General features: G+C 68.1%; 25 protein-coding genes and 2 tRNA genes. 3 read left to right on the forward strand and 24 right to left on the reverse strand.

Translation table 11 applies throughout. The annotated features are described in order from the left end of the window. Window positions 1-34 precede the first annotated feature (34 nt). The gene (locus tag ACZ5UM_RS03325) at window positions 35-718 is read left to right on the forward strand and encodes a DUF554 domain-containing protein (RefSeq protein WP_464846947.1); all 684 of its coding nucleotides are present in this window, start codon (window positions 35-37) and stop codon (window positions 716-718) included. Window positions 719-782: 64 nt separating this feature from the next. Here ACZ5UM_RS03325 and ACZ5UM_RS03330 read toward each other — a convergent pair whose 3' ends face one another. The 15 genes from ACZ5UM_RS03330 to ACZ5UM_RS03400 form a co-directional block, all read right to left on the reverse strand. Then, window positions 783-2138 carry an MmgE/PrpD family protein gene (locus ACZ5UM_RS03330; RefSeq protein WP_464846948.1) on the reverse strand — a complete coding sequence of 452 codons (1356 nt, stop codon included), beginning with the start codon at window positions 2136-2138 and terminating at the stop codon, window positions 783-785. 235 nt (window positions 2139-2373) lie between these two features. After that, window positions 2374-2449: transfer RNA gene (locus tag ACZ5UM_RS03335), tRNA-Thr, on the reverse strand. A 76-nt stretch (window positions 2450-2525) separates the two neighbouring features. Continuing rightward, the gene (locus ACZ5UM_RS03340; protein ID WP_464846949.1) at window positions 2526-2882 is read right to left on the reverse strand and encodes a hypothetical protein; all 357 of its coding nucleotides are present in this window, start codon (window positions 2880-2882) and stop codon (window positions 2526-2528) included. Between the two features lie 81 nt (window positions 2883-2963). Beyond that, window positions 2964-3626: an RNA polymerase sporulation sigma factor SigH gene (gene sigH / locus ACZ5UM_RS03345; protein ID WP_464846950.1), complete on the reverse strand. Its 663-nt coding sequence runs from the start codon at window positions 3624-3626 to the stop codon at window positions 2964-2966. Window positions 3627-3963: 337 nt separating this feature from the next. Next, window positions 3964-4761, reverse strand: a complete 798-nt coding sequence (locus tag ACZ5UM_RS03350) for a VanW family protein (RefSeq protein ID WP_464846951.1) — start codon at window positions 4759-4761, stop codon at window positions 3964-3966. A 62-nt stretch (window positions 4762-4823) separates the two neighbouring features. Then, entirely contained in the window at window positions 4824-5564 is a 741-nt protein-coding gene (gene rlmB, locus ACZ5UM_RS03355) for a 23S rRNA (guanosine(2251)-2'-O)-methyltransferase RlmB (protein WP_464846952.1), read from the reverse strand. A gap of 20 nt (window positions 5565-5584) precedes the next feature. Further along, on the reverse strand, window positions 5585-6088 hold the full coding sequence (locus ACZ5UM_RS03360) for a dihydrofolate reductase (protein WP_464846953.1): 504 nt from the start codon (window positions 6086-6088) through the stop codon (window positions 5585-5587). Continuing rightward, window positions 6085-6936: a thymidylate synthase gene (locus ACZ5UM_RS03365; RefSeq protein ID WP_464846954.1), complete on the reverse strand. Its 852-nt coding sequence runs from the start codon at window positions 6934-6936 to the stop codon at window positions 6085-6087. Before ACZ5UM_RS03365 ends, ACZ5UM_RS03360 begins: the two co-directional genes overlap by 4 nt. 83 nt (window positions 6937-7019) lie before the next feature. Further along, window positions 7020-7412 carry a Mini-ribonuclease 3 gene (locus tag ACZ5UM_RS03370; RefSeq protein ID WP_464846955.1) on the reverse strand — a complete coding sequence of 131 codons (393 nt, stop codon included), beginning with the start codon at window positions 7410-7412 and terminating at the stop codon, window positions 7020-7022. After that, the gene (cysS, locus tag ACZ5UM_RS03375) at window positions 7409-8824 is read right to left on the reverse strand and encodes a cysteine--tRNA ligase (protein ID WP_464846956.1); all 1416 of its coding nucleotides are present in this window, start codon (window positions 8822-8824) and stop codon (window positions 7409-7411) included. Before cysS ends, ACZ5UM_RS03370 begins: the two co-directional genes overlap by 4 nt. Further along, entirely contained in the window at window positions 8802-9494 is a 693-nt protein-coding gene (cysE, locus tag ACZ5UM_RS03380) for a serine O-acetyltransferase (protein WP_464846957.1), read from the reverse strand. The genes cysS and cysE overlap by 23 nt, the downstream gene beginning before the upstream one ends. A 359-nt stretch (window positions 9495-9853) precedes the next feature. After that, complete coding sequence (gene ispF, locus ACZ5UM_RS03385; protein WP_273381849.1) at window positions 9854-10327, reverse strand: 2-C-methyl-D-erythritol 2,4-cyclodiphosphate synthase; 474 nt, start codon at window positions 10325-10327, stop codon at window positions 9854-9856. Window positions 10328-10329: 2 nt separating this feature from the next. Then, the gene (ispD, locus tag ACZ5UM_RS03390) at window positions 10330-11031 is read right to left on the reverse strand and encodes a 2-C-methyl-D-erythritol 4-phosphate cytidylyltransferase (protein ID WP_464846958.1); all 702 of its coding nucleotides are present in this window, start codon (window positions 11029-11031) and stop codon (window positions 10330-10332) included. Continuing rightward, window positions 11028-12134 (reverse strand): PIN/TRAM domain-containing protein, encoded by a 1107-nt coding sequence (locus ACZ5UM_RS03395; RefSeq protein WP_464846959.1) that lies wholly within the window; start codon window positions 12132-12134, stop codon window positions 11028-11030. The genes ispD and ACZ5UM_RS03395 overlap by 4 nt, the downstream gene beginning before the upstream one ends. Window positions 12135-12272: 138 nt before the next feature. Continuing rightward, complete coding sequence (locus ACZ5UM_RS03400) at window positions 12273-12752, reverse strand: CarD family transcriptional regulator (RefSeq protein ID WP_464846960.1); 480 nt, start codon at window positions 12750-12752, stop codon at window positions 12273-12275. Between the two features lie 226 nt (window positions 12753-12978). Between ACZ5UM_RS03400 and ACZ5UM_RS03405 the strand changes: the two genes are divergently transcribed. After that, window positions 12979-13054: transfer RNA gene (locus ACZ5UM_RS03405), tRNA-Ala, on the forward strand. A gap of 191 nt (window positions 13055-13245) precedes the next feature. Next, a complete protein-coding gene (locus ACZ5UM_RS03410; RefSeq protein WP_464846961.1) occupies window positions 13246-13644 on the forward strand; it encodes a nucleoside triphosphate pyrophosphohydrolase family protein in 399 nt (132 codons plus the stop codon). Window positions 13645-13708: 64 nt separating this feature from the next. Here ACZ5UM_RS03410 and disA read toward each other — a convergent pair whose 3' ends face one another. From disA to ACZ5UM_RS03455, 9 genes are all read right to left on the reverse strand, one after another. After that, window positions 13709-14764, reverse strand: a complete 1056-nt coding sequence (disA, locus tag ACZ5UM_RS03415; protein ID WP_464846962.1) for a DNA integrity scanning diadenylate cyclase DisA — start codon at window positions 14762-14764, stop codon at window positions 13709-13711. Between the two features lie 26 nt (window positions 14765-14790). Continuing rightward, on the reverse strand, window positions 14791-16161 hold the full coding sequence (gene radA / locus ACZ5UM_RS03420; protein WP_464846963.1) for a DNA repair protein RadA: 1371 nt from the start codon (window positions 16159-16161) through the stop codon (window positions 14791-14793). 95 nt (window positions 16162-16256) lie between these two features. Next, the gene (locus ACZ5UM_RS03425) at window positions 16257-17327 is read right to left on the reverse strand and encodes a bifunctional 3-deoxy-7-phosphoheptulonate synthase/chorismate mutase (RefSeq protein ID WP_464846964.1); all 1071 of its coding nucleotides are present in this window, start codon (window positions 17325-17327) and stop codon (window positions 16257-16259) included. 409 nt (window positions 17328-17736) lie between these two features. Next, the gene (locus ACZ5UM_RS03430; RefSeq protein ID WP_464846965.1) at window positions 17737-17955 is read right to left on the reverse strand and encodes a putative Se/S carrier protein; all 219 of its coding nucleotides are present in this window, start codon (window positions 17953-17955) and stop codon (window positions 17737-17739) included. A 5-nt stretch (window positions 17956-17960) separates the two neighbouring features. Continuing rightward, window positions 17961-19127 (reverse strand): aminotransferase class V-fold PLP-dependent enzyme, encoded by a 1167-nt coding sequence (locus ACZ5UM_RS03435; RefSeq protein ID WP_464846966.1) that lies wholly within the window; start codon window positions 19125-19127, stop codon window positions 17961-17963. Next, window positions 19127-20254, reverse strand: a complete 1128-nt coding sequence (gene yedE / locus ACZ5UM_RS03440) for a YedE family putative selenium transporter (RefSeq protein ID WP_464846967.1) — start codon at window positions 20252-20254, stop codon at window positions 19127-19129. The genes ACZ5UM_RS03435 and yedE overlap by 1 nt, the downstream gene beginning before the upstream one ends. A 132-nt stretch (window positions 20255-20386) precedes the next feature. Continuing rightward, a complete protein-coding gene (locus ACZ5UM_RS03445; protein WP_464846968.1) occupies window positions 20387-22888 on the reverse strand; it encodes an ATP-dependent Clp protease ATP-binding subunit in 2502 nt (833 codons plus the stop codon). A 76-nt stretch (window positions 22889-22964) separates the two neighbouring features. Beyond that, complete coding sequence (locus tag ACZ5UM_RS03450; protein WP_464846969.1) at window positions 22965-24026, reverse strand: protein arginine kinase; 1062 nt, start codon at window positions 24024-24026, stop codon at window positions 22965-22967. Then, window positions 24013-24552, reverse strand: a complete 540-nt coding sequence (locus ACZ5UM_RS03455) for a UvrB/UvrC motif-containing protein (protein WP_464846970.1) — start codon at window positions 24550-24552, stop codon at window positions 24013-24015. The genes ACZ5UM_RS03450 and ACZ5UM_RS03455 overlap by 14 nt, the downstream gene beginning before the upstream one ends. Between the last annotated feature and the right edge of the window lie 14 nt (window positions 24553-24566).

A 24566-nucleotide genomic window follows, 5' to 3' on the forward strand; every position in this document is an offset into this window, starting at 1 on the left:
TACTTTGCTAAAGTGATAACGGGAGGCAGTGATGGTGATCGGTCTCGGCACCCTTGCCAACGTGGGGGCAGTTCTCGTGGGCGGGGCACTGGGGAGCCTGGTGATCCCGCAGGTACCGGAAGCGATGCGCGCGAGCACCATGAAGGCCCTGGGCCTGGCCGTGGTGCTCATCGGCCTGAAGATGGCGTGGGAGACCGAGAGCATCCTGCTTCTGGTGGTCTCGCTGGCGCTGGGCACGATGCTGGGGGAGTGGCTGCGGATCGAGGACCGGCTCCAGGCCTGGGCAGGCCGGCTGGAGCGCTGGCCCTTTGCCCGGCGCGGCAGCTTTGCGAAGGGCTTCGTGCAGGCCTCGCTGCTGTTCTGCACGGGGGCGATGGCCATCACCGGCGCCCTGGAGGACGGCCTGCGGGGCGACCCCTCCATCCTCTACGCGAAGTCGATCCTCGACGGCGTGGCCTCGATCATGTTCGGCTCCGTGATGGGCGTCGGCGTGATGTTCGCGGCGATCCCCGTGCTGGTCTACCAGGGGTTGATCACCCTGGGCGCCTCGGCCATCAGCGGGTTCCTGACCGAGGCGATGATTCGGGAGATCAGCGCCGCCGGCGGCCTGATGGTGGCGGCGATCGGGTTCAACCTCATGGGCGCGGCGGAGATCCGCATCGGCAACCTGCTGCCGGGCCTGGTCGTCGTGGCGGTGTTGGCGGGGGTGTTCGCGTAACCACCGTGGGCCGTTAGACCGTATCCATGGGCAAGACCGGGTGCGGCGGTGCCGCACCCGGCTTTCACATTCGTTCCTTCCCGATTCGCGGCACAGCCGTGCGCGCCAGCGCCGCGCTGTCGGGGAGATCCTCCAGGCTCCGGCACAGCCGGATCAACTCTTCCGCCTGATCAGCCGGCAGGATCGGCGTCACCAGGTCCCGGAACTTGGCGTCGAGTTCGTCGTCGCTCATCGGCCGTGCAAGGCTGCCAACGGCATGCTGCACGTGCCGCGCGAGCACCCTGCCGTCCCGCAGCGTGACGGTCACGCGGCACTCGTCCCTGGCCACCGTGGCATCGGCCAGGGCGTGCACCCGCTCCCGCAGCGCGACGACGGCGGGATCCGTCACCCGGGCGTCGCTGTACTGGGCCTCACCAGCCGCGCCGTCGACGATGGCCACCGCCGCCGAGTGATATACGGAGAACTTGCCCTCCAGCCCGGTGCGGGGCGCCCGCTTGCCGGTCAGCTCCAGGACCAGGGGGTTTACCCGCAGGTCGATGCGCTCGATCTGGTCGGCGGAGAGGCCGTACGCATTGCGCAGCTGGATGCACCCGTCGATGGCCGGGTGGATGACGATGCCGCAGGCAAAAGGCTTGTACGTGTTGTGCCGGATCTCGAACCGCTCGCCAAGCCCGTTGACCATCTCCGCCAGGTCGTACTCCGGCGCCATCACGCGGGCGAACCCCCGGCGCCCCTCGATGGCCTCGGCCGAACTGGTGAAGCCCCGGGCCGCCAGCAGGGCGGCGAACAGCCCGTTCTGGGCCGCGCGGCCGGGGTGGAACGGCTTGCAGTGCGTGCCGAACATCTCCCGGAGGCCTGCCGCCTGCGTGGCCGCGATCCCCAGGGCATGGACCATCTGCGTTTCGGAGAGGTGCAGCAGCTTGCCCGCCGCCGCGGCTGCGCCGAATACGCCCGCCGTGGCGGTGACGTGCCAGCCCTGGTCGTAGTGCGACGGGCAGACGCCGTTGCCGATGCGGCACTCCACCTCCACCCCCAGGACGAAGGCGAGCAGCAGGTCCTTTCCCGGAACCGGCCGGGTTTCGGCCAGTGCGAGCAGCGCCGGCGCAACGGGGCCGCTGGGGTGGATCACCGTCCGGAGGTGGGTGTCGTCGAAGTCGAGGACGTGGGAGCTGATGCCATTGATCAGCGCGGCGTGGAGCATGTCCAGCCGTTCGGTTCGCCCCAGCACGGAGGCCCGTGCCGGACCGCTGAACTCGGCCACGGTCGCCAGGGCGATCTCCACGGCTTCGTGGCGGCATCCCCCGATGGCCACGCCCAGCCAGTTGAGCAGGGAGCGCCTAGCTTCACGAACGACGTCGGCGGGGAGGGACTCGTAGGTCGCGTTGACCACGTACCGGGCGAGCATGCGGGTGACTTCCATGGATGTCCAGCTCCTCCTGTGCAGCGACTTGGACCGGCTATGTCACGGAGACCCCGGGCGAGCCTGCCTGTGCAACTGCCCCTCTCCAATGATCGCACATCCGTTCACGAGGGCAAGGACAGATTCGCCATGCGCACGGTGCGCGCGGCAGCCCTAACTACGCCGTCGCCGGGTCAGAGAAAAGGAAGAAGACGCAACCGTGTCGACCCGGTTGCGCCTTCTCTGCGACTATGTCTGGAGCTGGCGACAGGAATCGAACCTGCAACCGCCTGATTACAAATCAGGTGCTCTGCCAGTTGAGCTACGCCAGCGGGATAACGCAGCGCTTATCATAACACATTTCGCGCCCGCTTGCAATGTACGGAGGGCGGGAGCCCTCCTGGCTGGCTAGTGGCAGCCGCAGGGCTTGCGGCGCCGGAAGATGGGTAGCACGGGTGTCTGGATCGGCGGCGTGTGGATCGTGGCGACGCACCCCGTGCCGGGGATGATCCAGGACACCGGACAGCTGACGACGTTGACGGCCTGGCCGGGCGTGCGGAACGTGACGGGCGTGCAGTCCACGGTCACGTTGCCGATCGGGATCAGGCGGCGCCGGCGATGGCCGCGGTGGTGATGGTGGTGATGATGATCGTGGTGGTCGTGGTGATCGTGGTGATCGTGGTGGCTGCCACATCCGCAGTCCCGGTCATCCTCCAGGTCGGCACACAGGTCGGAGCGCCGGTCGCGGTCGTCCTCCCAACTCATCCTCTCCCCTCCTTCCCTCCTTCCCAGCGTATGACCGTTTCCCCGGCCTTGACATAAAAAAGAAAAAGGCCGCCGCGCGGCCTAGTCGTGACCTCTCTCCAACCCCTGGTTCCGGTTCTCCAGGTACCGCTCCAGCTTCCGCTTGACCCGCTGCAGAGCGTTGTCGATCGACTTCACGTGCCTATGTAGCTCCACGGCGATTTCGTGGTACGACTTCCCGTCGAGGTAGCTCATCAGCACCTTCCACTCGAGGTCGCTGAGGATCTCCTCCATCTTCCCCTCGATGTCGCCGAACTCCTCGCGGCTGATGATCAGCTCCTCCGGGTCCGTGACCTTGGATCCCGAGATCACATCCAGCAGGGTCCGGTCGGAGTCGTCGTCGTAAATGGGCTTGTTCAACGACACGTAGGAGTTCAGGGGGATGTGCTTCTGACGAGTCGCCGTCTTGATCGCCGTAATAATCTGTCGGGTAATGCAGAGTTCTGCAAAAGCACGGAAAGAGGACAGCTTGTCCGCCCGAAAGTCCCGGATCGCCTTGTACAGGCCGATCATGCCTTCCTGCGTGATGTCATCCCGGTCGGCACCGATCAGAAAGTAGGAGCGAGCCTTGGCCCGCACGAAGTTCTTGTACTTATTAATAAGATACTCCAGCGCTTCCGTTGACCCCTCACGAGCAAACTCCACGATGTCTTCGTCCATCATGGAGTCATAGTCGTGATACACGCGCTGCGGTGTCGCCGTCACTGAGCCGTCCCCCTCTCAATTCAATCCTAACGCAACTGAAGACTACGTTTGGTTACGGCGACTACCCAACCTGCGGCTGTCGCTGTACCCTTGTTCCGAATTGGAAGAGCGGCCCTTTTCACCCCTTGTCCGTGGCACTCCTATCCTGGATTATACTCGCTGGCGCGACATAACGTCAAGGCAAGGCGACCGGCAAACCGCCCTGTCGGGCCCACATTTCGACGTACGGCAGAAGGGTTTTTCCCGGCGATGTCGAATATCGATTGTTAACGTCTTTATCTTTGCGACGGCTAACCATCTCCGCTCACAGGCGGGTGGCCGCACCGCGGCCACCCGCTTATTGTTCGCCGGTGCCCACCCGCACCCGCCCCGGCTTCGGCGGGTACACGTCGTGCGAAACCAGTTCCCTCCGGGCGTCCGGGCCGAGGCCCCTCACCCGGTATATGCGCACCTCCACCCCGAAATACCCCTCATCCTCCACCACCCGCCGGCCCCGGGGCAGGGACGGGTCTTCCACCTCCACCAGGTCCGGCGGAAAGAAGCGCACGTACTCCTCCTCCAGCCGGATCGGCGCCGGCACGGGCGGACGGGCGCCGTGCAGCGTCACCTCCACCTGCGGCGGATCGCCCGGCGCCACCCGGGCGCGGATGCGGACCGGGCCGTCCAGGCTGTTGCGGAAGCGGAAGTCCAGCTGGTCCCACACCACGGTCGCGTCGCGCCCGGGGCCCACGTACTGCAGCGGCCGGTCGTGGTGGTACCGCTCCACGATCTCCAGTCCGCCGAGCAGGGCGGCGTTGTACAGGGTGGACGTCACCTGGCAGATGCCCCCGCCGTAGCCCAATACGTACTCGCCCTGGTAGATCTCGCTGGCGAGCGCCCAGCCGTGCTCGGCGTCCCGCGGGCCCACCACCGCATTGAACGAGAAGACCTCGCCGGGCTGCAGCACGCGACCGTCGATCCTGGCCGCGGCCAGGGCGACGTTCCGCATGCGGCCCGGTTCGACGTTCACAACGGGCGTCGAAAAACGCGCGATGACGCGCTCCGTCTCCTGTGCGGGCGCAGGCGCGCCCGGCGCCTCTCCGGCCGCCGCCCTGCCCGAAAACCCCGGGCCAGCGGCCCACAGCGCCGCGAGCAAAAGCAGGGCCGCCCCGTTGCGGCGGCCCGTCGTCCACAGTCGGATGGTCTGACCTCCTCTGCTCAGGTCCGTACGCTCCGCTGCCGGCGGATCTCGTAGAGCAGAATGGCGCCGGCCACGGCGGCGTTCAGCGACGTCACATGGCCCAGCATCGGCAGGCGCACCGTGAAGTCGCACTTCTCGCCCACCAGCCGGCTCATCCCCCGGCCCTCGCTGCCGATGACCACCGCCAGCGGCCCGGTGAGGCCCGCTTCGTAGTACAGCTGTTCCGCCTGCTGGTGGGTGCCGACGACCCAGTACCCCTGCTCCTTCAGCAGATCCAGCGTGCGGGCGATGTTGGTGACGCGGGCCACCGGCACGTACTCCACCGCGCCGGCCGATACCTTGGCCACCGTCTCGGTCAGCCCCACGGCCCGCCGTTCGGGGATGATCACCCCGTGCACGCCCGCGGCGTCCGCCGTGCGCAGCAGCGAGCCCAGGTTCTGCGGGTCCTCGATGCCGTCCAGCACCAGCAGGAGACCGTCTTCCCCCGAGGCGGCCGCCCGTTCCAGCACCTCGTCCAGGTCCCAGTAGCGGTGTGCGGCGGCCAGCGCGATGACCCCCTGGTGATTCCGGCCGCGGGCCATGGCGTCCAGCCGCTCCCGGGCCACTTCCTGCACGATGACCCCCTGCTGTCGCGCCAGCGCGACGATCTCCCGGATCGAGCCCTCACGGGCGCCCTTCGCCACCAGGATCCGGTTGATGGTGCGTCCGGAACGCAGCGCCTCCAGCACGGGGTTCCTTCCTTCGATCTGTCCAGACACGGGCTCCGTCTCCTCCGCCTTCAGTCTGCCCGCCCCGGCCCGCGCGGATGTGCCGCCCGCCTGTAGTGTTCGACCACGAAGTCGTACGGATTCGCCTCGTCCCGCGGATAGGGCGTGCGGGCGACGAGCTCCCATTCGGTCTCGGGCCAGGCCGGGAAGAACGCGTCGCCCGGGAAGTCGCCGTCGACGCGGGTGAGGATCATCTCATCCGCATGCGGCAGCAGCTGGCGGTACAGCTCTGCGCCGCCGATGACGTACAGCGGGCGCGGATCCGCCAGCAGCTCCTCGACGCTGTGGCGCACCTCGCAGCCCGGGGCCCGGAAGTCCGGGTCCCGGGTCAGCACGATGTTGGTCCGGCCCTTCAGGGGGCCGCCGATCGACTCGTAGGTCTTCCGCCCCATCACCACGGTTTTCCCCATGGTGGTTCGGCGGAAGTGGCGCATCTCCGCCGGGAGCCGCCAGGGCAGGCGGCCTTCCCGTCCAATGACGCGGTTGCGGCCCATCGCCGCGACGAGCGTGATCATGTGGACAGCTCCCCGCGGATCGGCGGGTGGTGCTTGTAATCCACCAGCTTGATATCCTCCATCGTGAACTGGTCGATCTCCCTGACCTCGGGGTTCAGCCAGAGCTTGGGCAGCGGGTACGGCTCGCGCTCGATCTGCAGCCGCACCTGGTCCAGCAGGTTCCGGTAGATGTGTACGTCGTTGAGATAGTGCGTGAAGGTGCCGGCCTCCAGGCCCGTGACCTGCGCCACCATGTGGAGCAGCAGGGAGTAGCTGGCGATGTTGAACGGAACCCCCAGGAACAGGTCGGCGCTGCGCTGCCACACGGCCAGGTGCAGCCGGCCGTCCTTCACGTGGAACTGGAAGGGCCCGTGGCAGGGCGGCAGGGCCATCTCCTCCAGGTCGGCCACGTTCCAGGGGCTCACCACCAGCCGGCGGGAGTTGGGGTGGGGCCGCTCCGGATCCGCGGCGATCTCCCGGATCTGCTCGATGACCCACGCGATCTGGTCGTAGGTCTTACCGTTCGCGCCCTCCCATGCCCGCCACTGCTTGCCGTAGATCGGGCCCAGCTTTCCGCCGTTGCGGGCGGCGTCCTTGTCCCAGATGTGGCAGCCCCGCTCGTGGAGGAACTCCAGATCCGTCCGGCCCGCCAGGAACCAGAGCAGCTCCGCCTTCACGGAGTTGAAGAACAGCTTCTTGGTGGTCAGGGCCGGAAATCCCTCCGAGAGGTCGTGCTTCAGCATGCGGCCGAAGACGCCCACCGTGCCCATGCCGGTCCGGTTGGGCGTCCAGCGCCCCTCGGCGATCTGCTGCTCGTTCTCCGCCAGGATCTCCCGGCAGAGATTCAGGTACTGGACCTCGATGTTCAAGCCCCGAACCCCCCTGCGGTCGAAAAGTCTTCCCTAGTAGTTCCGCCCCGGGGCGCCCGGTTCCTCTCCGGCGCGGTTCGGGATTACAGGCCGCTCTCCACGAAGGCGGCGGCCGCCCGGAGCAGCTCGGCCAGCCGCTGCTCGTGCCCGGCCAGGTGCAGGTAGCCCAGCAGCGCCTCGAAGCCGGTGGAGGCGGCGTACGCCGCCGGATCCGCGGACTTGGGGGCCGCGTGCCCCTTGGCGTTGCGCCCCCGGCGCACCACGTCCTGCTCCTGCTCGCTGAGCGCCGGCATCAGGTGGTTCAGGATGGCTGCCTGGGCGGTCGCCTGCACGTAGCGCAGGGCGTGCCGGTGCAGGTCGTTGACCTTCACGTACCCCAGCTCCAGCAGCCGCTCCCGCACGAAGGCCTCGTACAGGGCGTCGCCGAGATAGGCCAGGGTCAGCGGCGGAAGGGTGAGCGGGTTGGCCAGCCTCATGCGCGCCGCCACCGCACGCCCTGCGGGGTGTCCTCGAGGATGATGCCCATGGCCTTGAGCTGGTCGCGGATCCGGTCGGCCTCGGCGAAGTTGCGCGCCTTGCGGGCCTCCTGCCGGGCGGCAATCAGGGCCTCGATCTCGGCATCCAGCTCATCCGGCGCGGCCTGCCGCTGCAGGAGCCCCAGCACCCCGGCCAGTTCCCGGAGCAAGGCCAGACCGCCCTCGGCCAGGGCCGCAGAAGCGCCCGGCCGGACCTTGCTGTTGAGCTCCCGGCTCAGCTCAAAGATGACGGCCAGCCCCTCCGCCGTGTTGAAGTCGTCATCCATGGCCTCGATGAAGCGGTCTCGTGCCTGGGAGAGCTCGCCCAGCAGCGCCTCCTCCTCCGGGGTCAACGTCGCGCGGGGCGCGGTGCGGGCCAGGTGCTCCAGGTTCGTGACCGTGTTGTAGAGCCGCTCCAGGGCGCGCTTGGTCTCCTCCACCAGCTGGTCGCTGAAGGAGAGCTGGGTCCGGTAGTGGGCCGACAGCAGGAACATGCGGATGACCTCGCCGTCGTAGCGCTTCAGGATGTCCCGCACGGTGAAGAAGTTGCCCAGCGACTTGGACATCTTGGCGCCGTCGATCATCAGGTGGGCGTTGTGCATCCAGTACCGCGCAAACGGCTTGCCCGTGACCGACTCCGACTGGGCGATCTCGTTCTCGTGGTGCGGAAAGGTCAGGTCCTCCCCGCCGGCGTGGATGTCGATCGTGTCGCCCAGGTACTTCCGGGCCATCGCCGAGCACTCGATGTGCCAGCCGGGGCGGCCTGCGCCCCACGGAGCCGGCCAGGCGGGTTCCCCGGGCTTCTGGCCCTTCCAGAGCGCAAAGTCGAAGGGGTGCTCCTTGCGGTCGTCCGGATCGACCCGCTCCGACGCCCCCGCGACAAGTTCCTCCAGATTCTTGTGCGACAGCTTGCCATAGTCGGATTTTGACGTAACCCGAAAATACACGTCGCCGCCGTCGACCACGTAGGCGTGGCCCTTGTCGATCAGTTGCTGAATCATGGCGATCTGGTCCTCGATGAGCTCGGTGGCCCGGGGGTGGACGTCCGCCCGACGCACACCCAAGGCCCCCGCATCCGCAAAATAGGCCTGGATCATCTCCTCGGCCAGCTCCGCCACGCTGATGCCCCGTTCCCGGGCCCGCTTGATCATGCGGTCGTCGATGTCGGTGAAGTTCTGGACAAAGGTGACCTCATACCCCCGGTATTCCAGATACCGCCGGACGGTGTCGAACACGACGAAGTTACGGGCGTTGCCGATGTGGAAGTAGTCGTAGACGGTCGGGCCGCAGTTGTAGAAGCGGACCTTGCCCGGTTCGAGGGGGACGAAGTCCTCCTTCCTCCTGGTCAGGTCATTGTAGATGCGGATGCCCATGGGCCAAACCCTCCTGTAGTCTGCGCAGCGCACGGTTCTCTTCCTCCAGCCGCTCGATGCGCTGGCTCAGCTTGTCGATCTGCCGCTGCAGCTGGTCGAACATGTTCGCCACCGGGTCGGGCATGTGGATCATGTCCAGCTGGTCGGTGCGCACGCCGTTCTGGACCACGACCCGGCCCGGGTTGCCGACCACGGTGGAGTTGGGGGGAACCTCCCGCAGCACCACGGCGCCGGCGCCGATGCGGCTGTTCGCCCCCACCCGGAACGAACCCAGGATCCGGGCGCCGGTGCCGATCACCACGTTGTCTTCGATGGTCGGGTGCCGCTTCCCCTTCTCCTTCCCGGTGCCGCCCAGGGTGACGCCCTGGTAGATGGTCACGTTGTTGCCGACCTCCGCGGTCTCGCCGATCACGACGCCGCAGCCGTGGTCGATGAAGACCCCCTCCCCGATCTTGGCGCCGGGGTGAATCTCGATCTGGGTGAAGAACCGGGCAATCTGGGAGATCACACGGGCCAGGAGCTTGAAGTTCCGCTGCCACAGCCAGTGCGCCACCCGGTGGGCCCAGATCGCCTTCAGACCCGGATAGCAGAGCAGGACCTCCAGCACCGAACGCGCAGCCGGATCCCGCTCGAAGACTACCTGGATATCCCGACGAAGCCGCCTGAACATCTCGCTCCCTCCCCCTCCGCAACGGAAATGCCCGCCTCTGTCGGCCAGAGGCGGGCATGACCCGCGGTTCCACTCTGATTGGGCGCCAGAAGAACGCGCGCCCCGCTCGATCGGGTGCCAGCACACCCTGTGCCGGATAACGGTGGCCTTCCGTGGGCGCCTAGCGGTCGCGGCACCAGGCCGCGCCCGTTCGGACCCCGGCTCCCGGGCGCATTTTCGCTGCGTTCACCTGACCTCCGCTTGCAGCCTGGGCGGTGGCTCTCTGTACAGGCTCCCGCAGGTACTTCTCCCGTTCGCTGCCTTTACATTTTCTCTGATTTTACGGGCGAGCGTCCCGGATGTCAAGCCGGGCGCGCACATCACCGTTCGGCGATGAGGGCCACCGCGTAGGCGGCGATCCCCTCCTCCCGGCCGACGAACCCCATCTGCTCGTTGGTGGTGGCCTTGATGCTGACCCGGCGCGGTGCCACCCCGAGCACCGCGCTGATGCGCGCCCGCATCCCGTCCACGTATGGACCGATCTTCGGCCGCTCGGCCACCACCGTGATGTCGCAGTTCACAGGCCGGTACCCCTCCCCGGCCAGCAGCTCCACGACCCGGCGGAGCAGCTCCAGGGAATCCGCGCCCTCGTAGCGGGGGTCGGTCGGGGGGAAGTGCTGGCCGATGTCGCCCAGGCCCGCGGCGCCCAGCAGCGCGTCCATCAGCGCGTGCAGCACCACGTCTGCATCGGAGTGGCCCTCCAGCCCCCGCTTGCTGGGGATCTCCACGCCGCCCAGGATCAGCGGCCTGCCGGGAACCAGCCGGTGCACGTCGTAGCCAAAACCGATCAGCATGTTCAGCCCTCCCCCTCCAGGAGCGCCTCCGCCACCCGGAAGTCTGCGGGTGTGGTCAGCTTGATGTTGGTCGGGTCACCCCGGTGGACCCGGACGGGCACGCCGATGCGCTCCACCAGGGACGCGTCGTCCGTGCCGACGAAGCCGTCCGCCGCTGCCTGGCGGAAGGCCCGCACCAGCACGTCGGCCCAGAAGACCTGCGGGGTCTGCACCGCCCAGAGCGTCGACCGGTCGGGGGTGGCCGCCACCACGCCGTCCGGCCCCACCTGCTTGATGGTGTCCTGGACGGGAACCGCCACCACCTGCGCCGGATGGACGGCGGCGGCCTGCAGGACGCCCTCCAGCACATCCGGGCTGAGCAGGGGGCGGGCGGCGTCGTGCACCGCCACGATGCGGGGGCGGGAGTGCACCGCCTGAAGCGCGGCCCACACCGAGTCCTGCCGCTCCGCGCCGCCCTGTACGATGCGGGTCACCTTGGGCATGCGGCCCACCAGCTCCCGGGTCCCGTCGACGTCCCGGGCGGCGATGATGATCTCATCCACCAGCGGGCACCGGCTGAACAGCCCGACGGTGCGCACCAGCACCGGCTCGCCGCGCAGGGGGAGGAACTGCTTGGCAGTTCCTCCCCCCATCCGCCTGCCCGAGCCGGCTGCAGGGATGATGACGCTGACGGGGACCTGCAGCCCGCCTGACTGAATGCTCACGGCGCCACCTTCTCCACGCTCATCTTGGGCTTGGCGAAGATCATGCGGCCGGCCGCGGTCTGGATGACGGACGTCACCAGGACGTCGATCGTCTCCCCGATGTAGCGCTTGCCGCCGTCCACCACGATCATCGTGCCGTCGTCCAGGTAGCCCACGCCCTGGCCCGGCTCCTTGCCGTCCTTCACCACGGACACGGTCATGTCCTCCCCCGGCAGGACGATCGGCTTCAGCGCATTGGCCAGCTCGTTGATGTTGAGCACCCGGACGCCCTGCAGCCCCGCGACCTTGTTCAGGTTGAAGTCGTTGGTGACCACCACGCCGCCCAGCATCTTGGCCAGCTTCAGCAGCTTGATGTCCACCTCGGCCGCGTCGATCTCGCCCTCGTAGATGCGCACGTCGGAGCCCGGCTGCTTCTGGATCTCGTTCAGGATGTCGAGGCCGCGGCGGCCGCGGTTGCGCTTGAGCATGTCCGGCGAGTCCGCGATGTGGCGCAGCTCCTCCAGCACGACGGCGGGGACGATGAGCGGCCCCTCCAGGAAGCCGGCCGCGACGATGTCCGCAATGCGGCCGTCGATGATGACCGAGGTGTCGAGGATCTTGGGCCGGCTGATCCCCCGGTACTCCTGGGTCTTGCCCGCCTGGGCGGAGGCCGCCTGCTCCTTTTTTCCGGAGCGGGTGAAGACCGAGGCCAGGGCCTCGCCGACCTCATCCCGCTTGCGCGTGGTCACCGTCATCCCCAGGTAGCCGAAGATCACCGCGCTCAGAACCGAGATCACGCCGCCGAACAGCGGAATCTTGCCCGTGAAGACGCTGAGGAGGGCCGCAATCAACAGCCCGCTTATGAGTCCAACAAAACCAAGAATGATGTCTATGAATGCAGTACGGGCCAACCGTCCTTCGAGCCAGGTCACGAATGGATAGAGTCCGAAGCCCACCAGACCGCCAACCACACTGCCGACGGCGAAGAAGAGCAGCGTGAACCCCCAGTGCTCCGGAACCGAGAGCAGCAGGGCGACGCTCTCTCTCCAGAGAAACGTGGAACCGAAACCGCTCAGGACGCCTGCAACGGTCAGCACGATCCGCAGGTTCTTTCTCAACACCATTCACCCCCTTCTGCAGATTGGGAGGGCGTGAGTCCCGACAGCGCCGCCCCCCTGATTATGTGACGAACGAGAAAGGGCGCAGGTTCGCCGGCTGCCCTGCGCACGTCAAGAAAGGGGCGCCGGACGTCCGGCGCCACCTCACTGGGCGAGAACGCGATCCAGGAGCGAGCTGGCCTGTTCCAGCTCAAGACCTCTGATCAACACGATCTCGGACAGCAGGATCTGCCGGGCGTTGTCCAGCATCTTGCGCTCCCCGGTGGAGAGACCCTTCTCCCGGTCCCTCTGCGTGAGCGTGCGAACGACCTCGGCCAGGGCGAAGATGTCGCCGCTGCGGATCTTCTCCAGGTTCATGCGGTAGCGGTGGTTCCAGTTTTTCACCGTCTGAGTGGTGCGGGACCTCAGCACCTCCAGCACCTGCTGGAAGACCTGCTCGGACATGACCTGGCGCAGCCCTGTGCTCTGCGGGCTGTCGCAGGGCACCAGCACCTGCATGTCGGAAACCGGCAGGCGCACGACATAATAGCGCTTGCGCTCCCCCAGCACTTCGCGCTCCTCAATCGCCTCGATAATGCCGGCGCCGTGCATGGGGTAGACCACCTTGTCGCCCACCCGAAACACCGCATCACCCCCGCCAGCTCCCGCACCCCGCACGTGAGGGAAACCTCCGCCTGTGCTGAGCTTACCAGACGCGCACAACCTTTGTCAAGAAAAGTTTAATTATATGATAAGTAGTTTGCATATGTCGACACACACAGGAATTGTCAGACAGCGATCTCCGGCGCGGAGATGTGCGGATGTGGCTTGACGCCCCCGTGCATCGAACCTACAATGAGAAGTGTGCAACGGGGCTATAGCTCAGTTGGGAGAGCGCGTGAATCGCACTCACGAGGTCGGGGGTTCGAGTCCCCTTAGCTCCACCAAAGCGAGGGCGGAGGCCAGCCCCTCCGCCCTCATGCATTGTTGCCCACCGGGTATTCCACAGTTTTCCAGATGGTGCCGTTTGTCCCTGTCGTGCCCCTCTGCTACAATAGAACCAAGTCAGGAACCATCCACCGGCTTCGCTCTTTCTGCGCACCCCTGACCCGCGACGGGACTGAGAGGTGAGTCTTGGATGAAAGACCTGCTGTGCGATCAGTTTCAGGAAACGGTGAGCGAGTCCCTTATCCGCCACCGCAGCGTGCTGGACATCATGGCCAAATACCAGGAGTCCAACGCCCGGGTGAACCGGGCGCTCACGAAGTCGGTGACGTCCTGCGGCTGTGTGGAGATTCACGGGACCAAGCAGCGGTACCCCGCCGATGCGACGCTGGAACAGATGCGGGATCATGCCATGGAGCATCTGACCGGCAAGCTCTGCGACCACTGCCGCGAGGTCATCGAAGCGGAGATCGGCAACAACCTCTTCTACCTCGCCGCACTGTGCAACGTGCTCGACCTGAACCTGTACGACGTCCTGCTGAAAGAGCACAAGAAGCTCACCGCCCTGGGGCTTTACCACTTCGCCGACTGATCCGGCAGGAACCCGGGATGAGGAAAAGAGACCCGAGCCGAAGCGGCTCGGGCTTTTTTCGTCCTCAGGGCTGCCGCTCCAGGGCATACTGCGCCCGCAGCCGGCGCAGCCCTTCCTGAATCGCGCGCGCCCGCACCTCGCCGATGCCCTCCACGTCGTCCAGCTCCTCCAGTGAGGCGCTGAGCACCCGCTGCAGCTTCCCGAACCGGGCGACCAGGTTCTCGATGACGGCCGCCGGCAGTCGGGGAATGCGCCGGAGCATCCGGTAGCCCCGGGCCGCGACCGGGCCGTCCAGGGCACCGATCCCCAGGAGGCGGGCGATGGCCGTCAGATCCTGCAGTTCGTCAAAGGACCAGGCGGCCATCTGCTGGTGCAGCGCCGCCGCGTGGCCCGCATCGTCGGTGCTGGCGTAGTCGCGGAGGATGAGGATCCCCTCCGCCTCGACCCCGGCGAGCAGCTCCTCCAGCTGCATCGCCACCAGCCGGCCCTCGGTGCCCAGTTCGACGATGTAGCGCTCGATCTCCGCCCCGATCCGCAGCAGCATCTCCGTGCGCTGCACCACCAGCGCCACGTCCAGCACGCTGACCATGTCATCCAGCTCCAGGGCGGAGAGCCGGGCCACGGCCTGGTCACGGACCAGCTTGTACTTTTCGAGGGTTTGAAGGGCCTGGTTCGCCTTGGCCAGAATCACCGGGAAGTCCCGCAGGATGTACTTCACCGGCCCCTTGTAGAGCGTGATCAGATCCCGCCGCTGGGAGATGGAGATCACCAGCTCGCCGGTCTGCCGGGCCACCCGCTCCGCCGTGCGGTGGCGGGTACCGGTTTCGCTGGTGGGAATGGACGGGTCGGGCACCAGCATGGCGTTGGCGTAGAGGATGCGCCGCGCGTCCCGGGTGAGGATGATCGCCCCGTCCATCTTGGCCAGCTCGTACAGCCGTGTGGGCGTGAACTCGCATTCCAGCCGGAACCCGCCGTCCACCAGCGCCAGAACCTCCGGGGAGTCGCCTACGACGATCAGCGATCCGGTCCGGGCCAGCAGGATGGACTCCAGCCCCTCCCGCAGCGCGGTGCCGGGTGCGAGCTGCTGCAGCACGTGGCAGAAGCCGCTTCTGTCCTCCATGACCCGCACCCTCCTCCGGGCCCGGATCAGCGGCTCAGCGCCGCCTCAAGCCCTTCCATGACCGTCTCCACCCCAACCAGTTCCAGATCGGTCTTCATGCTTAGGCTACGGAGGTTGGCCTGCGGTAATACCATGCGGTCGAAACCCATCTTCTCGGCCTCCCGGATCCGCTGATCGATGCGGGACACGGCGCGCACCTCCCCGGCCAGCCCCACCTCGCCCACGACGACCGTGCGCGGGTCGGGGGGCTGGTCGCGGAAGCTGGAGGCCAGGGCCACGGCCAGCGCCAGGTCGATGGCCGGCTCCGCCAGCCGCACCCCGCCGGCCACCTTGACGTAAGCGTCATGGCTGCCCAGGAGCAGGCCCACCCGCTTCTCCAGGACGGCGATGATCAGCTGCAGCCGGTTCAGGTCGATGCCCTCCGCGGTCCGGCGCGGCGTCACGAAAGTGGACGAACTGACCAGGGCCTGCACCTCCACCAGGAGCGGCCGGGTTCCTTCCATCGCCGGGAGCACCACCGAGCCCGCCACCCCCAGCGGCCGCTCCGAGAGGAAGAGCTGCGAGGCGTTGTCCACGGGCGCCAGCCCCGTGTCCCGCATCTCGAAGATGCCGATCTCGTTGGTCGACCCGAAGCGGTTCTTCACCGCCCTCAGGATGCGGAAGCTGGCGTGCCGGTCCCCCTCGAAGTAGAGGACGGTGTCGACGATGTGCTCCAGCACCCGCGGGCCGGCCAGGGCCCCCTCCTTCGTGACGTGGCCGACGGTGAAGACCGCGATGTTCTGCCCCTTCGCCACCCGGAGCAGCTGGGCGGCGCATTCCCGCACCTGGCTGACGGAACCCGGCGCGGAAGGCAGGTCGGGCCGGAAGACCGTCTGGATGGAGTCGACGATGAGCAGCCGGGGGGCCAGCTGCGCGGCGTGGTGCGCGATGGCCTCCAGGTTGGTCTCGGCCAGGACCAGAAGGCGCGGGTGCAGCGTGCCCAGACGGTCGGCCCGCAGGCGGATCTGCCGGGCGGACTCCTCGCCCGAGACGTAGAGCACGGGGCCGTGCTGCCCGGCCACCCGGGCGGCCAGCTGCAGCAGGATCGTCGACTTTCCGATGCCCGGGTCGCCGCCCACCAGGACAAAGGAACCGGGCACGATGCCGCCGCCGAGCACCCGGTCCAGCTCGTCGATCCCCGTCGCCAGCCGGGGCGCGTCCGCCGTCTCCACGTCGCCGATCGCCACGGGCGGCCCTCCGGCCCCGGCCTCGGGGGAGAGCAGGCCGCGGCCGCCCGAACGGGCGGCCGGCTCCTCCACCATGCTGTTCCACGTGCCGCAACCGGGGCACCGCCCCATCCACCGCGGCGCCTCATAGCCGCACTCCTGGCAGAAGAAGGCGCTCCTGGACTTGGCCACTGTACGGGTCCTCCTCGTCTTCCTCAGTCCGGTCTTCTTTCTGGAAGGAGGCCGCGCCCTCCTGCATGGGGCCCGCCGCCCCCGCCCTGCGCAGCTCAGGCCTGCAGGGCCTGCTGCTCCCGCCGGGAGACGGCGAGGATCGCCTGCCAGATCTCCTCGACGTCGGCGCCGGACAGCTCGCCCCCGGCCAGGCCGACCAGCCGGTCGATGAGCGCCTGCTCCCGGTCCTCCTGCAGGACGGGCAGCCCCGCGGCCCGCTTCAGCCGGCCCACCTGCCGCACCATCGCCATGCGGCGCAGCAGGAGCTCCAGGATGCGCCGGTCCAGCCGGTCGATCTCCGCCCGGCAGTCTCCGATGTCCTCCAGGGCCGCGGGCGGGAGCAGCTCCAGTTCCGCCATCAGCCTGCGGAACGCCTCGAAGGTCAGCTGCTGCTGGGCGTCCGACAGCGCCCGGTCGGGATCCGGGTGCACCTCGATCATCAGCCCGTCCGCCCCGGCTGCGAGGGCGGCGCGGGAAAGCGCGGGGATCAGGTCCCGCCGGCCCGCCGCGTGGCTGGGGTCGACGATCACCGGCAGCCCCGAACGCTGCTTGGCCAGAATCGCCGTGCTCAGGTCCAGGGTGTTGCGGGTGGACGTCTCAAACGTCCGGATGCCCCGCTCGCAGAGGATCACCTGGTCGTTGCCCGATTCCAGGATGTATTCCGCCGCGGACAGCCACTCCTCCAGCGTGGCGCTGAGCCCCCGCTTCAGCATCACGGGCTTGCCTGCGCGCCCCACCTGCTTCAGCAGAGCGAAGTTCTGCATATTGCGCGAGCCGACCTGCAGCACGTCGGCGTACTCGGCCACCAGGTCGATGTGGGCGGTGTCCATGACCTCAGTCACCACCGGAAGCCCGGTCTCCGCGCGGGCGACGGCCAGCAGCCGCAGCCCTTCCTCCCCCAGCCCCTGGAACGAGCGCGGGGATGTGCGGGGCTTGAACGCGCCTCCCCGGAGGGCCGTGGCGCCCGCGGCCTTCACCGCCCTGGCGGCGGCCACAATCTGTTCCTCGCTCTCCACGCTGCACGGCCCCGCGATGATCACCGGGCGGCCTGAGCCCAGCCGCAGGCCTGCAAACCGACCGGCCACCTCCCGCTTCGTCTCAGCAGTCAGACCTTCGACCACGCTCATCCGCCTCCTTCACCGTAATGAAAAAGGCTCCCGCCCCGGTAAGGGACGAGAGCACCGCTCCCGTGGTACCACCCTTCTGAGCCGCCAGGCGGCGGCCCGCTCGTTGCCAGGTGCGGAAGAGCACGCCTCTTCGACACCGCTCCCTCGTAACGGGGGGAGAACCGGCCGGGCCTACTGGGCCGCAGGGCGCTGCGGCCGTTCAGCTGGCAGCTCCAGAGTGAACTTCAGCGGGGACCGCCATAGCGGCGCTTCCAGTCTGCGGCGCCGCCTCCCTGCATGGCCTTCCATCCGCCTACTTTACTCTTTCATCGCTGTTTCTGATTGAAGCTCATTCTAGCCGCTCCCGGCGCGCTCGTCAAGAGGAAACTTCACGCTTGTCCGGTTACCGGCCACCGCTGACCGGAAGCGCTCAAAGCGGATGCAGCCCGGCCGTCTCCACGCCGCCCTCCCGGAGCAGCGCCTCCACCCGCTCGCGCTCCGTCCACGGAAAACGCAGGGCGAAGCCGCAGTCGCTGGAGAACTGGCGAGGGGTGGGGATGAGCCTCACGGCCATCCCCACCGCCTTCAGCTGCTTTTCGGCCTTCAGGGCCATCGAGGTCGTGTGGAAAAGCACCACGCCATATTCCACGCCCGTCACGCCCCTTCGGCGATCCGCCGGACGGCGGCGATCGTGCGGTCGATCTGCTCCGGCGTGTTGAACGGGCCGGGCGACAGCCGCACCGTTCCCCCGGGGAACGTGCCGATGGTCCGGTGGGCCGTTGGGGCGCAGTGCAGGCCGACGCGGGCGAGAATGCCGAACTCGTCGTCCAGCCGTCCGCCCACCTCCGACACCGTCCGCCCTTCGATGGTGAACGAGACCACCCCGACCCGCTGGGTGAAGTCAGCCGGGCCGTAGAGCCGCACCCCCGGTATCTCTGACAGCCCTTCCCACAGCCGCCGGGCCAGGTCCCGCTCGTGCCGGCCGACCCCGGCGGGGCCGCCCATCGCCGCCAGGGCCTCCAGCCCGGCCCCCAGCCCGGCGATCCCGACGAAGTTGACGGTGCCGGCCTCGAACCGGTCGGGCAGATCCGGCGGCTGCCGTTCCGAGGCCGAGCGGGAGCCCGTGCCGCCGCGCACCAGGGGCTTCATCTCCGCCGCGTTCACCCGTTCGCCGAGGATGAGGCCGCCGGTTCCGGTGGGGCCCAGGAGCCCCTTGTGGCCAGTGAAGGCCAGCAGGTCGATGCCCAGGGCCGCCATGTCGATGGGCACGCTGCCCGCGCTCTGGGCCGCGTCCACCAGCACCAGCGCGCCGGCACGGTGCGCGATCTCAGCGGCCTCGACCACCGGGCAGAGCGTGCCGGTCACGTTGCTGGCGTGGTTCAGGGCCACCATCCGGGTCGGGGCGGCTTCCACCAGCCGGGAGAAGGCCTCCAGGTCCAGCAGGCCCTCCGGATCGCACGGGGCGACCACCACCTCGATTCCCAGCTCTTCCAGGTCCCGCAGCGGACGCATGACCGCGTTGTGCTCCATGCCCGTGCAGACCACCCGGTCGCCGGGGGAGAGCAGACCGCCCAGGGCCAGGTTGACGGCCATGGTGCCGTTGTGGGTGAAGATCACCCGCAGGGGATCGGGCGCCCCGAAGAGCTCCGCCACCGCTTCCCGCACCGCAAAGACCCGCCGGCCGGCGGCGAGCGAGAGCCGGTGCCCGGAGCGGCCGGGGTTGCCGGCCTCCTCCTCCAGGCACGCGGCCATCGCCCGGGCCACCGCCTCCGGCTTCGGCCACGAGGTGGCGGCGTTGTCCAGGTAGATCAGGTCGGCCATCATGCCGCCGACCGGGACTGGTCTTCACCCGCCGCGACGTCCCGCATGGTGAAGCCCAGGATGACCACGACCACCAGCCCGATGATCACGGCCGCCGGCCCGTACGGCGAAGGACCCGAGGCTGAGCTGGCCAGGTTGAAGTTGTGCGCCATGGCGGCGCCGGTCAGCAGGCCGAAGGTGAAGACCGCCGCGTCCGTGTCACCCTCGCCCGAGAGGAAGAGCTGCCGGCCCGGGCAGCCGCCGCCCAGCGCGAAGGCCAGGCCGGAGAGCAGCATGCCCATGAAGTTCCAGAGCCCGTCGGTGTGCGCGATGGGCTGGCCCGCAAACCCGGGGTTGAACTGCCCGAGCGCCAGGTTGGTCACGGCGGCGGTAACGATCAGGGCGACGACGCCCATGAACAGCTTCGTGTCACGGATCATGAACAGATTTCGAAATGCCCCCACCGAGCAGAAGCGGCTCCGCTGGCCCAGGAAGCCGATGACCAGCGCGGCCAGGAGGGAGATCCACCAGGCGGCGTGCTGCGAACCCGGGCCGCTGGCGCTGAAGAAGATCGGACCGACCGGGTTGCCCTCTGCGTCCCGCCCGAACAGCGGCGCCGCCAGCAGGAGCACCAGCAGCCCAACCATGGCCGCCGGCATGATCCAGCCGACCACCGGCGCCATGGGCCTGCTCTTGCCCAGGCTGTAGCCCCGGCGCAGGAAGAAGGTGGCCGCCCAGATGCCCGCGGCGAAGCCGAGAACGCCCACGATGGCGTTCCAGTCGCCGCCGCCGATGCGCAGGAAGGCCCGCCACGGACAGCCCAGGAAGACCAGGGCGCCGATGGCGGCGATGATGCCCATGATGTACCGCACCAGCGGCGAGGAACCGCCCCGGGCGCGCCACTCGCCGCCGCTCAGCGCGGCGATGGTCGCACCCAGCACCATGCCGATGATCTCCGGCCGGATGTACTGCACGGCCGCAGCCCGGTGCAGCCCCAGAGCCCCCGCGATGTCGCGGGTGAAGCAGGCGACGCAGACCCCCATGTTGCCGGGGTTGCCCAGCTTCACCAAGACGGGCGCAAGGATTCCGACCACGATGCCGGTGAGGATCACGCCCCACCTCCCTGCCAGAAGACGATTCAACGACACAACGGATACGCCTCCTTTAAGGATAGTTGCTAGTTACTTGGCCATTGAGCGCCAGATCCCCTTCGTGAGAAAATTCAGGGATCGGCCGCCCGCTGCGGGGTGGCCGGTCCCTGTGACGGGCCTGCGCCTGTGCTATCCCTGCGTCGCCTGGCCGCTGCCCGCGCCCACCGACTCGGCGGAGGGCTCGGTGCGCCGGAAGACGATCTTGCCGTTTTCGTCCGTGTCCACGTGTACCTGCTCGCCGTACTTGAAAGGCTTGCGGAGCATCTCCTCGGAGAGCGGATCCTCCAGCAGCCGCTGGATGGCCCGGCGGAGCGGACGGGCGCCGTACTTCTCGTCGTATCCCTCGGTGACCAGCACCTGCAGGGCGGCATCCGAGATCGTCAGGTCGACGCCCTGCTCCTTCAGCCGGTCGGCGACCTTCCTGACCTCCAGGTGGACGATCTGCTTCAGGTGATCCTTGTTCAGGCTGTGGAAGATGATGATCTCGTCCAGCCGGTTGAGGAACTCCGGCCGAAAGAGCCGCTTCACCTCGTCCATCACCCGGCTCTTCATCCGCTCGTACTGCTCCTTCTCGTCCTCCTGGACGGTGAAGCCCAGCTGCTTGTCGCCGCGGATGACCTGTGCGCCGGCGTTGGAGGTCATGATGATCACCGTGTTGCGGAAGTCCACGGTGCGGCCCTTGGCCTCGGTCAGCCGGCCGTCCTCCAGCACCTGCAGCAGGATGTTGAAGACCTCGGGGTGGGCCTTCTCGATCTCATCCAGCAGCACCACGGAGTAGGGCCGGCGCCGCACGGCCTCGGTCAGCTGGCCGCCCTCCTCGTACCCCACGTATCCGGGCGGGGCGCCCACCAGTCGGGAGGTGGTGTGCCGCTCCATATACTCCGACATGTCGATGCGGATCATCGCGTCCTCGTCGCCGAACAGCGCCTCGGCCAGGGCCCTGGCCAGGTGGGTCTTGCCGGTGCCGGTGGGACCCAGGAAGATAAAGGAGCCGATGGGCCGCTTGGGATCCTTCAGGCCGGAACGGGCACGGCGGATGGCCCGGGCCACGGCCGCGACCGCCTCGTCCTGGCCCACCACCTTCTCGTGCAGCAGCTTCTCCAGGTTGAGCAGCCGCTGCGACTCGTCCATGGTCAGCTTCGTGGCGGGGATGCCCGTCCACTGGGAGACGATGTGGGCGATGTCGTCCTCCGTCACGACCGACTTGGCGGTGACCTTCTTCTGCTGCCACTCGTTCTTCTGCCGCTCCAGCTCTTCCTTCAGCTTGGTCTCCTTGTCCCGCAGGCGGGCCGCCTTCTCGAACTCCTGCCCCTGGACGGCGGCCTCCTTCTCCTTGCGGACCTCCTCCAGCTTATCCTCCAGCTCCTTCAGGTCCGGCGGCGCCACGAAGGTAGAGAGCCGCACCCGGGAGGCGGCCTCGTCGATCAGGTCGACGGCCTTGTCCGGCAGATAGCGGTCGGTGACGTACCGGTCGGAGAGCCGCACCGCGGCCTCGATCGCGGCGTCGGTGATCTCGACCCGGTGATGGGCCTCGTACCGGTCCCGCAGCCCCTTGAGGATCAGGATGGCGTCCTCCGGGCTGGGCTCCTCGACCATGACCGGCTGGAACCGGCGCTCCAGGGCCGCGTCCTTCTCCACGTGCTTGCGGTACTCGTCGATGGTCGTCGCGCCGATGGCCTGCAGCTCGCCGCGCGCCAGGGCCGGCTTCAGGATGTTGGATGCGTCGATCGCGCCCTCCGCGGCGCCGGCGCCGATGATGGTGTGCAGCTCGTCGATGAAGAGGATGACGTTGCCGGCGTTGCGGATCTCCTCCATCACCTTCTTCAGCCGCTCCTCAAACTCACCCCGGTACTTGGAACCGGCGACCAGGGACGCAAGGTCCAGCGCCACGACCCGCTTGTCCTTCAGGATCTCGGGCACCCGGCCGTCCGCGATGCGCTGGGCCAGGCCCTCGGCGATGGCGGTCTTGCCCACGCCGGGCTCGCCGATCAGCACCGGGTTGTTCTTGGTGCGGCGGGAGAGGATCTGGATGACCCGCTCGATCTCCTTCTCCCGGCCGATCACCGGATCCAATTTGCCGTCGCGCGCCATCTGGTTCAGGTCGCGGCCGAACTGGTCCAGCGTCGAGGTGTTGGTCTTGGGCCCCTTCACCTTCGCCGATCCGGGCGCGGCCGAACCCGAGGGCGGATGGGGCACCCCGCCGAGCAGGTGGATCACCTGGTTGCGCACCCGCTCCAGGTCCGCGCCCAGGTTCTGGAGCACCTGGGCGGCGACGCCCTCGCCCTCCCGGATGAGGCCGAGCAGGATGTGCTCCGTGCCCACGTAGTTGTGCCCCAGCAGCCGCGCCTCCTCAATGGCCAGCTCCACCATCACCTTCTTGGCCCGGGGCGTGAAGCCGATCTCGCCCCGGGAGGAGGCGGAGCCCTTGCCGATCATCTTCTCGACCTCGGCCCGCACCTGCTCCAGCTGAATCCCCAGCGACTGGAGCGCCTTCGCGGCGATGCCCTCGCCCTCGCGGATCAATCCGAGCAGCAGATGTTCCGTGCCGACATAATCGTAGTTCAAACGCCGAGCCTCGTCCTGGGCCAGCACAATCACCCGCTGCGCCCGTTCCGTATAGCGGCTGAACATGCTCGACTTACCCCCTATCCTCTGTGTATTCCGGAGCCACAGGCGAGGCGTCGGCCTCGCCGGAATCTGAACGTGGTCAGCGCGCCAGCCGGGCCCGGATGAGCGCCGCCCGCTTCACGTCGCGCTCCAGCGGGTTCAGCTCCCGGCCGGCCTGACGCTGCAGGAAGGCCGGCTGCATCGCCACCAGCAGTTCGTTCAGGATGCGGTAGTCGATCGGCGGGACGACCCCCAGGGCGATGCCCAGGCGCACGTCCGACAGCAGCCGCATCGCCTCCTCCGAGGTGATCATGCGGGCGTTGGTGAGGATGCCGTACGCCCGGGAGACCCGGTCCTCGATCTGCAGCCGCATCTCACCGAAGAGATGCCGCCGGGCCTGCTCCTCCGTGCTGATGACCGTCCGCGCGATGGCTTCCAGGTTGGCGATGATCTCCTCCTCGGCCTTGCCGAGCGAGGTCTGGTTCGAGATCTGGAAGATCTGCCCGGCCGCCTCGGTCCCCTCGCCGTAGAGGCCCCGGACCACCAGCCCCAGCTGCGAGAGGTTGTGGAACAGCCGCCCGGCCTGCTGCGTCAGCACCAGCGCCGGCAGGTGCATCATCACCGAGGCCCGGAGGCCCGTGCCCACGTTGGTCGGGCAGGCCGTCAGGTACCCCAGCTGCTCGTCGAACGCATACTGCAGGCGCTGCTCCAGCGCGTCGTCCACCTGCGACGCCACCCGCCAGGCCTCCTGCAGCTGCAGCCCGGGGGCGAGCACCTGAATCCGCAGGTGGTCCTCCTCGTTCACCATGATGGAGATGGATTCATCGTCCGAGATGGCCACGGCCTTGGCCATGACCTCCTTGGACTGCTGCGGGCTGATCAGGTGCTTCTCGACCAGGATCTGCCGGTCCAGCGGCGTGGTGTCGGCCAGCCGGTACAGCTCGACCTTGGACGGGAAGCCCACCAGGTTGATCTCGCGGACGCCGGCCTCCGCCGCCTGGAGCAGCCGCTCCGTGTCGGCCTCGCTCATCCGCTGCGGGAAGGGCAGGTCGTCCAGGTTGCGGGCCAGCCGGATCCGGGAGGAGAGCACCACGTCAGCATGCGGTCCCGTCCCTTCCATCCACCGGCTCGACGGGCGGGAAACCAGCTCATTCCACCCCACCGCTTTCACCCCCTGCCGCGAGCTCCGCTTCCAGGGCCCGGATCTGGTCGCGGATCCGGGCGGCCTCTTCGTAGCGCTCACTCTGCACGGCGGTGGCCAGCTGCGCCCGCAGCATCTTCAGGTCGCGCCGCTTCCGGGCCAGGCCGCCGGTGCGCTTGGGCACCTTGCCGCTGTGTGCTGCGTTGCCCTGAATGCGTTTGATCAGCGGCATCAGCTGCTGCTCCATCTCCTGATAGCACCGGGGGCAGCCCAGCAGGCCGCTCTGGGCGAACTGGCTGTACGTCATGCCGCAGTGCCGGCACGTCGGCTCGGCTTTCAGCTGCGGCTTGCCGCCCCCGCCGGGCAGCGTCTGCCCCAGGAAGGAGCTGAGCAGCTGCTGCATGGAGAGATTCGGAAAGGAGAACCCCGGTATGGCGCCCACTTCGCGGGCGCACTCCACGCACAGGTGGGACTCCTGTTTCTGGCCGTTGGTGACCACGGTCTGGTGGACCGTGGCCTCCCGCTGGCCGCATCGCTCGCACCGCATGGGCCCTGACCTCC

It is taken from the genome of Symbiobacterium ostreiconchae, assembly GCF_055396975.1.

Bases quoted from the DNA above. Each gene is read 5' to 3' on its own strand.
- ACZ5UM_RS03435 (WP_464846966.1), bottom strand. From the start codon at position 19,127: ATGGCCGACCTGATCTACCTGGACAACGCCGCCACCTCGTGGCCGAAG.
- disA (WP_464846962.1), bottom strand. From the start codon at position 14,764: ATGGAGGACAGAAGCGGCTTCTGCCACGTGCTGCAGCAGCTCGCACCC.
- ACZ5UM_RS03395 (WP_464846959.1), bottom strand. From the start codon at position 12,134: ATGGTGTTGAGAAAGAACCTGCGGATCGTGCTGACCGTTGCAGGCGTC.
- ACZ5UM_RS03340 (WP_464846949.1), bottom strand. From the start codon at position 2,882: ATGAGTTGGGAGGACGACCGCGACCGGCGCTCCGACCTGTGTGCCGAC.
- ispF (WP_273381849.1), bottom strand. From the start codon at position 10,327: ATGCTGATCGGTTTTGGCTACGACGTGCACCGGCTGGTTCCCGGCAGG.
- ACZ5UM_RS03410 (WP_464846961.1), top strand. From the start codon at position 13,246: ATGAAAGACCTGCTGTGCGATCAGTTTCAGGAAACGGTGAGCGAGTCC.
- ACZ5UM_RS03425 (WP_464846964.1), bottom strand. From the start codon at position 17,327: ATGAGCGTGGTCGAAGGTCTGACTGCTGAGACGAAGCGGGAGGTGGCC.
- cysS (WP_464846956.1), bottom strand. From the start codon at position 8,824: ATGGGCATCCGCATCTACAATGACCTGACCAGGAGGAAGGAGGACTTC.
- ACZ5UM_RS03455 (WP_464846970.1), bottom strand. From the start codon at position 24,552: ATGCGGTGCGAGCGATGCGGCCAGCGGGAGGCCACGGTCCACCAGACC.
- ACZ5UM_RS03370 (WP_464846955.1), bottom strand. From the start codon at position 7,412: ATGAGGCTGGCCAACCCGCTCACCCTTCCGCCGCTGACCCTGGCCTAT.
- ACZ5UM_RS03330 (WP_464846948.1), bottom strand. From the start codon at position 2,138: ATGGAAGTCACCCGCATGCTCGCCCGGTACGTGGTCAACGCGACCTAC.
- cysE (WP_464846957.1), bottom strand. From the start codon at position 9,494: ATGTTCAGGCGGCTTCGTCGGGATATCCAGGTAGTCTTCGAGCGGGAT.
- ACZ5UM_RS03360 (WP_464846953.1), bottom strand. From the start codon at position 6,088: ATGATCACGCTCGTCGCGGCGATGGGCCGCAACCGCGTCATTGGACGG.
- ACZ5UM_RS03445 (WP_464846968.1), bottom strand. From the start codon at position 22,888: ATGTTCAGCCGCTATACGGAACGGGCGCAGCGGGTGATTGTGCTGGCC.